Raw genomic sequence first — 10,487 nt, 5'->3', positions numbered from 1 at the left:
GCCTTCGATCGCCTCCACCGAGACCTGCAGGGCAACACCGCGTTTGTCACCGTGCGGAGCCTCACCAACGAGACGGTGGCCATCCGATCGAAGGCGATCGCCGACGTCTACTTCTCTAGCGAGGCCTACGATGACTATGGTCCGGAGCGGGAGCGCTACGGACGCTTCACCAGTGAGCAGATCGCCGATCCGCGCGACTGGCGGATCATCGCGGCGCTCGCGCTTAACGGGGGCGACTTCGAGGACTTCGCGGCGGAGGACGTCGAGCGGGTCCGCGGATGGGTCACGGTCAGCGACGCGCAGCTCGAGGCGCTTGTCGCGGATGCAAGGCTGGAGCCGAGCCAGCTGGAGACGGAACGTGCGAAGGCGCAAGACCGTGAGGATCGACTTTTTGCCCTTGCGACCGAGACGGTCTGGCAGTTCTCGACGGGCGTTCAGCGCCGGGAGGTCGTCGTCGAGGAGGAGGCGCTCTACGAGGCCTTCTATCCGCTCACGGACTTCGACGGTGACATTCTGGACGGTGAGCTGCTGCGCTTGGCGTGCGAGGGGCGTCACCGGATCATCTTCATCAATCCGGTCGCCATCGACTACGTCTCCATCCCGACGCAGAGCTTCGAGGACGGTCAGTCCAGCGTGGTCGCCGATGGCCTCGACGAGATGGAGGCTGCTGACGCGCAAGTTGCCGCCAGTCGGACATTCCCAACCCGGAGGGGACGAACCCGGCGCTGAAGGGGACCGGGTTCGTTCGGAAGCTTAGGCCGCCTGCCAGACCTGGTTCAGCACCCGCGCGGCGATCTCGGCCTTGTCCTGCGGAAGGAAGCGCCCGTAGTGCTGGGCCACCATCTCCGGCGTGTCCTGGATCGCGTAGCTCGCCTGCTCGTAGGAGCCCGTCTGCTTCAGGATATGCGTTGCCAAGACGTCCCGGATGTTGTGGGGGCCGTGCGGCAGGAGACCGACGATCGCCCCGCGTCCTGTCCAGGGGTTGTGGATGCCGTAGCGCTGGATCGCAAGGCGCCAGGCTTCGAAGAACGTGTTCTGGCAATAGGCGGCGTTGGCGCTCGATCGCTTCACCGACTTGACGAAGAAGGTGCCGGGGTCCTCGGCGGGACCGAGCAGCCGCGCCCGGTGGCGGTCGATCCAGGCCTCGATCGCGTCATAGAGGCCGCCGAGGTCCGGCAGGATCAAGCGGAAGGGCTTCGATCCGAAGAAGGACGAGGTGTGGTTCTTGAAGGCGAGCGCCGGGATCAGGATCTCCCACCCGCCGTCGCGCGTGCTCCAACGCAGCTCGCCCCGCCGGCGCTCTTCCAGGACGCGTTCGGCGGTCGGGATGCGGCCGCGTGGGCAGAGGAAAAGCTCGCGCAGGTTCTTCTGCCGCAAGCCGGTGTGGAGACCGAAGCGCAGCAGCAGGAACGCCCGCGCCGCCTCGGCGGCCGCTTTGGGATAGGATCGCTCGTCCGGCATGCGGCGGGCGATCTCCTCGGTGATGCGCCGGTACTCCCCGACCGGGCTTTTGGCCTCGAGGATGGGCAGGATCGGCTCGAACGGATCGCGGTGGATGCGGGCGACGCGCTTCAGCTCGCGGGTGCGATGACGGCCGTGGGCGTGCAAGGCATCGCAGGCGGCGTTCCAGTCGGCGCGGGCGCTCGCGATGTCGTGCTCGTCGACGAGCCCCGGGATCGGGACGAGGTGCTGGCCAAGGCGCGGGGTCTGGCGCAGCCAGCCGGTTTCCTTCTGGGTGAGCGACAGGCCGAGCGCCAGCATGTCGACCTCCCATTTGGTGTAGAAGCCGCGCCGCGTCTCTCGCCAGGACAGGTACCAGTCCCAGAGGCGGGGGAAGAGGAGGTGGGCAAAGGACAGGGAGCCGAGCTCGGCGCCAAAGCCACGGATCTCGCCGTCGGGTGCAGCGACGAGGGCCCCGAACATCAGGCCGAAGTGCTCGATCTTCTGCGAGGCGGTCTCGGCGTTCCAGACGCCGGAGCGGCGCAGGCCGAAGGCGGTCAGCGTCGCGGTCTTGAAGCGCAGAAGCTCGGTCATCTCGCGTTGGAGGCGCTCGGGCGCGTCCACGACCATGCTGATGATGGCCTCGCCATCACCGTCACCGGAATTAGCGACGACGCTCTGTGCGTCCTCTCCCGCGGGCGACCGGGTCTTGCGGGTGCCGGTCCAGCGTCCGGTGCCATCGAGCGCCTTGAAGCGTACGGCGAAGCGCTGGCGCTGGGCGGCGGCCTGGTAGCGGCGGTAGTCGGTGGAGCCGGAGATGATGGTGGTGCGGACCCAGGCGAGGATCTCGTCCTGCTCGGCGGCGGTGCGCCGGGCGAAGTCGTCGGGCAGGTGCCAGGCGAGGCGACGGCGCTCGGAGGCGGGGAGATCGGCCAGCGCGTCGCCGACTGCCGCCCGGGCGGGATGGGGCAGCTTGGTGCGCAGCGAGCCTTCGGGGAGCTTGTAGCGTTCCTCGATGCGATCGAGCGCCTCCAGGCTGGCGACGGAGCGCGGCGAAGCCTTTTCCTTGATCCAGTTGTCGAGGGTCAGACGCTCAAGACGGGTGCCGGCGGCGGTGACGGCGCGCGCCAGCATGGCCACGCTCTCGCCGTGGCGGGCGAGATGAAGGCGCAGCGCCAAGGCGAGATCGGTGGGATCGGTCCATTCACGCCAGAGCGGCTCGGGATGGGCGACGACGGGGCGAGGCTTGGGGCCGGGCTTGCGCGGGGCAGCTCCGGTGCCGGCAGCGTCGGTCTGGGCGGGACGCGGTGTCCGCGGTGGCCTCGCCCGAGCGGATGCCGGCTGGCGCAAGGGCTGGTCGGCTAGGGCTCGGCACAGGGCGTCGCACAGGGGCTGGAGGTGGGGCCGGGCGGTTCGCAGCGCTGGCGTTTCGATCCCGGTCTGCTCGGACAGGAGCACGACGTCGACGGCATAGCCGCGATAGAGCGGGAACTGCCCTTTGGCGAGGCAGAGCTCAAGATAGGCGCGCAGGCGCACGAGGTCGTCGGGTGCGAGATGGGCGGCAAGGCGCGTGCGGCAGAAGAGAGCGATGCGGGTGGTGTCGAAGCGGTGCGGTGTCTTGGGCATGCCAGTTCCGTTCGGGTTGGTGAACGGAGAGAGGGCATAGGGGAAACGGGGCAGCGCGGATCAGCCCGATCGAAGCGGGGGTGATCGATCCGCCTCGGCAAATGTCAGTCCTCCTCGCCCGACAGTTCGTCCATGAAGCGCTTGTCCTCTTCCCAAGTGGTCGGGGCATAGGGTCCCGCGGCCGCCGCCAAGGCGAGCGTGCGCGCCAGACGTTCGCGCATGGGGCGGCGATCGGGCACCCAACGTGGCGTCATGACCAAGGTGTCGTCGAAGTCGAGGTTGCCAAAGCGCGTCCCGGCGGGATTGCACCGGATGACGGTCCCGCTGGGCACGGGCATGTTGACGCTCTGGTGGACATGCCCATGCACCCAGAGATCGATCCGTCCGGTGTCGAGAAGCGCCGACAGGTCTGATGCGCCGTTGCCGGCGAAGAAGGTCCCGTAGTCCTCTGGACGCACGCAGTCGGGGTGGGGCGCGTGATGCGTGACGACGACGAGCGGCTCGGGTCCGGTGTGCTGGTCGACCAGCTCGGCAAGGCGCGCGAGCTCGACCTGGTGCTGCGCGATCGTGGCGCCGATCGTCAGCTTGCCCGAGCTCGTGCCGGTCGCGATCCGGATGTCCTCGCCGGTCTCCTCGTCCGGCTCCACCGTGTCTCCGGCGAGCGCGTAGTCGGTCCACAGCGTGGTGCCGACGAAGCGGCAGCCCAAGAGCATCACCATGTCGCCCTGGAGGAGGGTGACCCCGCACGCTTGTGCCGCCTTGCGCGCTTCGGGCAGGCGCCCGTTCAGCACGCTGTTCCAATGCTCGTGGTTGCCGAGCACGCAGACCACGGGCTTCTCCCCGGCGAGGCGCCGCAGGACGCGAAAGCCGCGTGGGGGATCGGCGCGCCAGACGTCACCGGCGCAGACCAGGATGTCGAAGTCGGGTGGCGTCGGCGCAAAGGCGTCCGGGTGCGGAACGGTCTCCAGATGGAGATCCGACAGGATCCACAGACGCGGCAGGGCGTCCGTCATCTGTGCGGTTGCTCGGCTGCCAGGGGCTCGAAATTGCGCAGGACGGCGTTCGCATCTCCCGCCTCGATGTACCAGTGCTTGCCCATGCGGTTCCACACGGCGCGGTCCTGAATGATCTGCATCAGCGCCTCGTGGCAGCGGTCGATGGACGGCCACCAGAGACCGATGCTGCCGTCGTCAAAGCGGTAAAGGCGAACGGTGCCGCCCCGCAGTTTGAGGCGCTCGGCGCCCATCGACACGTGCACGGGGATGGGGAAGGCGGGGAGCCGTTCGTAGTCAGCCTGCAGCATGGCGCGTCGTCCTTCCGCATGGGGTCTCGTGGGGTCGAGTCTAGCGGCAAGCGTGGACCGGTGCCACCGCGATCAAGCGCGCGAACGGGCCTTGGCGCTGCATCACCGGCATCGAGTTTACAGGCCGAACGCAGCGCGGATCCGAGAGCAAGGGACAGGGGAGGGAAGGGGACTTCGTTCCGGAGAGAGGAAGAGCCCAATGCCCTGTTTGGCTGATGTTGAGATGCGCGAGCTGGCGATCGAGGACCTGTCGGTGGATGCAGGTTTGCTGTTCGACGAGGAGGACCTGCGCGCGCTGCACGACGCACGGCTGTGCGCCCGCGAGATGGGTCAGTCGAACACGCCGGACACGTTCCGGGACCGCGCCGATCCGTACGCGCCAACGTACTGGGTCTATGCGATCTGTAACCCGGATGGGACGCCGTTCTATGTCGGGCAGACGCACTGTTTGGAGCAGCGCTGGCAGCAGCACCGTCGCAGCATCAACATGCTGCCCGAGCTGCGCGAACGTTTGGCGGATCGCGCGAACCGTCCGCACGATACGGTGCTGATGTTCCGCCGCATCCGGCGCATTGCCAAGTACCTCGGCGAGGGGACGGGACCGGTCTTCCGGCAGCTCGGCGAGGCGTGGTCGCGCGAGGAAGCGTTGGCGTTGGAGACGACGTGGGTGCACCGGATGACGGCGCGGGGGCACGAGCTTCTGAACCCCGGCGAGCACCGTGCCATCCCCAAGCGCTATGTCAGCCATCGCCGCTACGAGCGACGGTACCAGGTGGAGGTGGTGCGCGCCGATCAGCGGTGAGCAAGCCATTCTCGTGACTGCATCACGCGCTTCCGAACACAGGGAAAGGGTGACGACCCATCATCCCTTTCTGGCCTTTTCTCGGTCATCTCGTTTGCGCTGAGGATGGGATGTTCGTCGCCAGCGATGGCACCAAAGCGCGCCTTTCTCGGCACCCCGTTTTAGCTCTTGTGACCAATTGGGTTCACTGCACGTTTCCCAGGGGAACGGGTGAGAGCGGAGGTTTGCCTTCTCAGTTTTCGATCCCGGACCAGCGTCAGTTTGTTCACGACCCATCAACGGGAGCGGAAGCGACCCTGCTCGAAGATGTGGTCGCATAGCGACCGCTCGAGCATCAGGCTGTTTCAACAGACTGCGCACTTACCTGTTGCGTTTCGCAACAGAGGCTATAGGGCTTCAGGAGGGGTCGCTGACGAGCGACGATCGATCGGAACGGGCTCGGTGGCGATCTACAGCTTTCGCCAATCTGTGGTGTCTGGAGGCAGTGGGCGCTCCGCCGTGGCGTCGGCTGCGTACCGCCATGCCTGCGTGATGTTCCGCGAGCAGACCGAGCTGACGATCAACTACTCGAAGAAGCTCGGTGGCGTTCATTCCGAGCTTGCCCTTCCCGACGACGCCCCGGCATGGGTTCGCGACCAGCTCGGCTTCGCCGATCCGGACGTCCATCGCCTGGATGGCCCCCAGGCCGTTGCCGCTTCCGAGATCCTTTGGAACGCGGTGGAACGGGGCGAGAAGCGGATCGACGCCCGCTACGCCACGGACCTCATCGTCGCCCTGCCGCGCGAGCTTTCCGAAGCGCAGAACATCGAGCTCATTCGCGACTTCGTTCGGCAGAATTACACCGATCGCGGACGGATTGCGGATTGGGCTTACCATGCCCCTGAGGACAAGCAGCACAATCCGCACGCCCACATCATGACCACCGTTCGTCCCCTGACCGAGACGGGCTTTGGCGCGAAGACCATCGCCCAACTTGACGCTGATGGCGTGGCGATCCGGTCCGATAAGGGCGCCATCGCCTACGCAAAATGGGCCGGATCGAAGCCCGAGCTTCTCGCCGTTCGCGAGGCTTGGGCGACCTCGGTGAATGTCGCCTTGCATGAGGCCGGGATCGAGGCGACGGTGGATCATCGCTCCTTCCGAGATCGCGGGATCGCCGATCTGGAGCCGACGGCCCATCATGGTCTTGTCCACCATATCGGATCCGTCCGGGAGCACGACGCCCATGTCCGCTCGGACCTCGAAACACGTGCCCGCAACTTCCAGGCACTCGTCGAGAACCCGTCCCTCGTTCTCGAGCATATCACTCGCGAGCGGTCGACCTTCGACACCCGCGATGTCGCTCGCCTCATTCATCGATATGCGGGCGAAGGCGACGACTTCGCTTCGCTTTATCGGCGGGTCGGAGCGTTGCCCGAACTGGTGACGATCCAGGCTCAGATCCACGACCCGGAGACGAACAGCATCGTGCAGCGCGAGCGCTTCACGACCGCAAGCGTCCTGGAGCGAGAAGCCGCGATGATGGAGAGCGCTGAACGGCGCGCGGCCGACGCATCATTCGCCGTCGATCGCCAGCGGAAGGATGCCGCTATTGAGCGTGCCCAGGCGACGCAAGGCTTCGCCTATACGCCCGAGCAGGTCGCTGCGATCGAGCGTCTAACGCAGGCGACCGGGCTGTCGCCGATGGTCGGTATTGCCGGCGCCGGCAAGTCCACGGTTCTGCGGGCCGTGGGCGAGGTCTACAAGGGCGAAGGCGCATCAGTCTATGGCGCCGCACTGGCCGGTAAGGCAGCCGACAACCTGCAACTATCGTCCGGGATCGAAAGTCGCACCTTGGCGTCTTGGGAGAACGCCTGGAGCAGCGGATACGACCGTTTAGCGCCCGGCAGCGTGTTCGTGATCGACGAAGCCGGCATGGTCGCGTCCGCACAGATGGCGCGTGTCATGGCCGAGCTCGACGGCTTTGGCGCGAAGGTCATCATGGTCGGCGATGCGCGCCAGCTTCAGCCGATCGAAGCGGGCGCCGCGTTCCGCACCATCGCGACGGAAGTCGGTTATGTCGAGCTGACCGAGGTGCGTCGCCAGGAGCGCTCGGACCATGCCGAGGCGAGCGTCCTGTTCGGCGCCGGTGACGCGAAGTCGGCGCTCAACATCTACCACGGCAACGACACGTTCCGTCCGCATGACACTCGCGCGGACGCCCTCAGCGCCGCCATCGCTGGGTGGCACAGCGACTGGCTCGCGAACACCGATGTCGTGATGCTCGCGCACACCAATGTCGACGTTCGGGATCTCAACGATCTCGCCCGTTCCGCCATCCAAGCCGAGGGTGGCCTTGCCGACGAGCGCACCATCATGACGGCTCGCGGCCATCGCCAGTTCGCGATCGGCGACCGCGTTCTGTTCCTCGAAAACGATCGTCAGCTTGCGGTGCGAAACGGCAGTATCGGGACCGTGGCGAGCTTCGCCGACGGGACGATGTTTGTGGACGTGCCGGATCGCGAAACGGCGGTTCCGATTGCACCCGGTGGCTACATCAACGTCGACCACGGCTACGCAACCACCATCCATAAGTCGCAGGGGTCGACGCACGATCGCGTTCACATCGTCGCCGGCGGCATGATGGACGCGCAGCTCACCTACGTCGCCCTATCGCGTCACCGCGAGGAGGTGACGATGCACGTCCCCTTGGAGGCGTTCACGCGACCTGGTGCCGACAAGCTCGCGACCGTGGCTGATGCCATGGAGCGCCTGGCCGCTGATAAGCTCAAGGACACGTCGCTCGACTTCCGCGCGACGTCGGATTACCGCGAGGCGCGTGCGGCGCTGGAAGCGGATCGCGCGGCTGCGGCCAATCCGACCTTCCATGCGCGCTTCGAAGCGTTCCTCGAACACCGCGGCTTGCCGCATCCGAGCGACGTTCTCCAGTCGATCAAGGATTATGCGGCCGCGTTCCTGGATCGTGCTCGTGACGCGTCCGCCGGTGAGCGGATCAGCCTCGATGCGCGCATCGACGCGATGATCGCCAAGGAGCAACAGCAGGTCCGCGGTCTGGAGCCGGATGCCTTGTTGCAGGGTGCGCTCGCGCGCCTCGATCACGTCCAGCAGCATTCGGCCGCGATGAACCACGAGGGCCTCGCACGTCGCTCGGCCTTCCACACGGCCGAGAACGAGCTGACCCACATGCGCACCGCCGAGCCGCTGCGCGCCTATGCCGAGCGGGTCGCCCAAATCGTGCCGCCGACGACCGTCGTGGCGATCGGCAGGACGCTCACTGAGGCGCATGACGAACCGCGTCTTGCACACCTTCGCGCGCCCGTTCGGGACGCGCTTCAGGCCAACTGGACGACGATCCATGCCGTCTCGCGTGCGGCATGGGAGCTCGGTCTTCTGGAGACCGTGCGGACGGTCGATACGAGCTACGCGCAGGAGCGTGCCGATCGCGCGACCCTGGCCGCCTACGAGCGCACCGTGGCACCGGCGACGACGGAGGCGGAGACACCGGCTCGCTCTCACGCCGTCGAGCCTGTGGCACGGGTCGAGGAGCCGATCGTCCGCAGTGGCGACGTCCCCATCGTCATCGAGGTCGAGGCCCCCAAGCCGTTCCTTCCCGCCGTCGAGCGTTGGTCCCAGACCATCGACGAGGCGGTTGCTCACGCCCTCGTCTCGCATCCGTCCTACGTCAACATCGTGCAGATCGCCGAGCGTGACGCCGGTACGATCTGGCGCGAGCCGCAGGCTGCGATGACGAAGCTCAACGACGCCCTGGCTGCGGAGCCGTCGAACGTCGCAGGCGTCTTGAAGGAGCTTCAACGCTCGCCTCAGAGCTACGGCGATCTGCAGGGCGGGCGCACGCTGTTGCTGAAGCCCGACGGCGATCGGCAGAAGGCTTTGAATGCGGTCGCCATCTTCGCCAACACGATGGCAACGGCGCGTGACACCGCGCGGCGCCTCGAACCTGGATTGCGCGATCAGGAGATCCAATGGCGCAAAGCCATGGCGCGGCCTGTGCCAGCCCTGTCTGTCGACGCGATGACCGTGGTGCGCGAGCTGAACCGTGCCCACGCGATGAAGCGCCCCGACCGGGAGCCCGCGCACCAGGTCGCGTTGGGAGCGATGTCGCAGAAAGATGCCTTCAACGAGGTCCGACTGTGGCGCGGAGAGATGGAGGCTCGCCTTGCGCCGCGTCATGCCGTCGATCGCATTCCGGGCCTGACCCAGGATCAGCGCGTCGAGATCGCGACCACGCTTTCCCAGGTTGATGTCGCCTTGCGGGAAGCCAACGCGACACGCACGATCGAGCAGTCCCGCGAGCGCAGTCTGGAACGCAGCAGGAGCCAGGAGCGCGATCGAGGCGGGTACGAGCGGTGATGCGGGTTAAGGGCCTCGTTCTCATGGCGATCTGACGGTTGCCGGCTGATGTTCGATACCCGAACCAAATCTTCTCCTGTGCTCAGAGAGGTTAGGTTCGAATGGTGGTCATCAGGCTGCGCCCTTGCGAGGTCGTCCGCCTTTCCGTCCGTTCTCGCGGGCTGCAGCGGCTTTCACTTCCGATCGAGCCTCACCCCCACGACGAGCGGCTTCCATGAAGCGGGCGTTCCCGAAGATCCCCGCCATCAGCCCGACGATCCGAAAGTCCACGTCCCGCGTCTCCCAATGAAGACCGGTCTCGCCCAGGAGTTCGACCTCCGCCAGCTCGTCGTCGGACGCGTCCTCGAGACCCTGGAGCTGACGCGCCGGTGCCATGAAGGCCGCCCCGTTCGTGAACTCCACGACGATGCGTCCCGAGGGTCGATCGAACCGGACCGATGTAGGGATCGGTGAGCGAGAACGCTCGTCCTCACCGCGTCGGTTCGCGGCTTGGAAGGCGTCTTCGTCGAGGATGAAATCACCCATGCTGTCTCTCCCATGCGGCGAGAAATTCGGCCTTCCGTTCCAGGACGGAGGTCAGGGCACGAGCTAGATCGCGTCGGGACATGCGCCGGTTCGACATGATCTCGCCCGTCAGAATGTTGATGCGGGCCTCGCCGTCCCCGTAAACGTGGACGTGGGCGGGCTCGTGATCGTCCACGTAGATCACGAACCGCATCCCATGCTCGCGGTGGACCGTGTTCAGCGGTTGCGTCCTTCCGAGACCGTCAGACGAGCTTGCAGGCTTGCGACCTTGTGCCGGAGCCGGTCGATCTCGTCGACGGCCCAGTTCGTACCGTTCCGCTCGATCTCGGCTCGGATGGCCCCATGTCGTTCGCCGTCGCGCTGGACCATACCGGCAAGAACCCCCGGAACCGTCTTCTCAGTCGCGTCGGCCATGCTGTT

At 66.5% G+C, this 10,487-nt stretch carries 9 protein-coding genes; 3 read left to right on the top strand and 6 right to left on the bottom strand.

The window, feature by feature from the left end:
- Positions 1-729: hypothetical protein (locus BLQ76_RS22295; protein WP_090677073.1), on the top strand; the 729-nt coding region annotated here is incomplete at its 5' end.
- Positions 730-753: 24 nt separating this feature from the next.
- Here BLQ76_RS22295 and BLQ76_RS20600 read toward each other — a convergent pair.
- The 3 genes from BLQ76_RS20600 to BLQ76_RS20590 all read right to left on the bottom strand — a co-directional run bounded on the left by BLQ76_RS20600 (position 754) and on the right by BLQ76_RS20590 (position 4,369).
- Complete coding sequence (locus BLQ76_RS20600; protein ID WP_090677070.1) at positions 754-3,066, bottom strand: hypothetical protein; 2,313 nt, start codon at positions 3,064-3,066, stop codon at positions 754-756.
- A gap of 104 nt (positions 3,067-3,170) precedes the next feature.
- The gene (locus BLQ76_RS20595) at positions 3,171-4,079 is read right to left on the bottom strand and encodes a metallophosphoesterase (RefSeq protein ID WP_244519758.1); all 909 of its coding nucleotides are present in this window, start codon (positions 4,077-4,079) and stop codon (positions 3,171-3,173) included.
- Positions 4,076-4,369, bottom strand: a complete 294-nt coding sequence (locus BLQ76_RS20590) for a hypothetical protein (protein ID WP_090677068.1) — start codon at positions 4,367-4,369, stop codon at positions 4,076-4,078. Before BLQ76_RS20590 ends, BLQ76_RS20595 begins: the two co-directional genes overlap by 4 nt.
- A 223-nt stretch (positions 4,370-4,592) precedes the next feature.
- On the opposite strand from BLQ76_RS20590, the gene BLQ76_RS20585 reads away from it, so the two are divergent.
- Both BLQ76_RS20585 and traA read left to right on the top strand, forming a co-directional pair.
- Complete coding sequence (locus BLQ76_RS20585; RefSeq protein ID WP_170842699.1) at positions 4,593-5,171, top strand: GIY-YIG nuclease family protein; 579 nt, start codon at positions 4,593-4,595, stop codon at positions 5,169-5,171.
- A gap of 306 nt (positions 5,172-5,477) precedes the next feature.
- Positions 5,478-9,542: a Ti-type conjugative transfer relaxase TraA gene (gene traA, locus BLQ76_RS20580; protein WP_090677064.1), complete on the top strand. Its 4,065-nt coding sequence runs from the start codon at positions 5,478-5,480 to the stop codon at positions 9,540-9,542.
- Positions 9,543-9,653: 111 nt separating this feature from the next.
- Here traA and BLQ76_RS20575 read toward each other — a convergent pair whose 3' ends face one another.
- From BLQ76_RS20575 to BLQ76_RS20565, 3 genes are read right to left on the bottom strand one after another with little or no spacing between them, the layout of a single operon-like run.
- The gene (locus tag BLQ76_RS20575) at positions 9,654-10,067 is read right to left on the bottom strand and encodes a DUF2442 domain-containing protein (RefSeq protein ID WP_090677061.1); all 414 of its coding nucleotides are present in this window, start codon (positions 10,065-10,067) and stop codon (positions 9,654-9,656) included.
- The gene (locus BLQ76_RS20570) at positions 10,060-10,260 is read right to left on the bottom strand and encodes a DUF4160 domain-containing protein (RefSeq protein ID WP_425285184.1); all 201 of its coding nucleotides are present in this window, start codon (positions 10,258-10,260) and stop codon (positions 10,060-10,062) included. Before BLQ76_RS20570 ends, BLQ76_RS20575 begins: the two co-directional genes overlap by 8 nt.
- Before the next feature lie 23 nt (positions 10,261-10,283).
- Complete coding sequence (locus BLQ76_RS20565) at positions 10,284-10,481, bottom strand: hypothetical protein (protein WP_090677056.1); 198 nt, start codon at positions 10,479-10,481, stop codon at positions 10,284-10,286.
- Positions 10,482-10,487: the final 6 nt, after the last annotated feature.

This window comes from Aureimonas jatrophae (assembly GCF_900104035.1).
Taxonomy (GTDB): Bacteria; Pseudomonadota; Alphaproteobacteria; order Rhizobiales; family Rhizobiaceae; genus Aureimonas; species Aureimonas jatrophae.
The sequence above is the reverse complement of the archived record's forward strand: the minus strand, read 5'-3'. Positions and strand labels throughout refer to the sequence as shown.

Coding starts and splice junctions, on each gene's coding strand:
- BLQ76_RS20600 (WP_090677070.1), bottom strand. CDS start 3,066: ATGCCCAAGACACCGCACCGCTTCGACACCACCCGCATCGCTCTCTTC.
- BLQ76_RS20595 (WP_244519758.1), bottom strand. CDS start 4,079: ATGACGGACGCCCTGCCGCGTCTGTGGATCCTGTCGGATCTCCATCTG.
- BLQ76_RS20590 (WP_090677068.1), bottom strand. CDS start 4,369: ATGCTGCAGGCTGACTACGAACGGCTCCCCGCCTTCCCCATCCCCGTG.
- BLQ76_RS20585 (WP_170842699.1), top strand. CDS start 4,593: ATGCGCGAGCTGGCGATCGAGGACCTGTCGGTGGATGCAGGTTTGCTG.
- traA (WP_090677064.1), top strand. CDS start 5,478: ATGTGGTCGCATAGCGACCGCTCGAGCATCAGGCTGTTTCAACAGACT.
- BLQ76_RS20575 (WP_090677061.1), bottom strand. CDS start 10,067: ATGGGTGATTTCATCCTCGACGAAGACGCCTTCCAAGCCGCGAACCGA.
- BLQ76_RS20570 (WP_425285184.1), bottom strand. CDS start 10,260: ATGCGGTTCGTGATCTACGTGGACGATCACGAGCCCGCCCACGTCCAC.
- BLQ76_RS20565 (WP_090677056.1), bottom strand. CDS start 10,481: ATGGCCGACGCGACTGAGAAGACGGTTCCGGGGGTTCTTGCCGGTATG.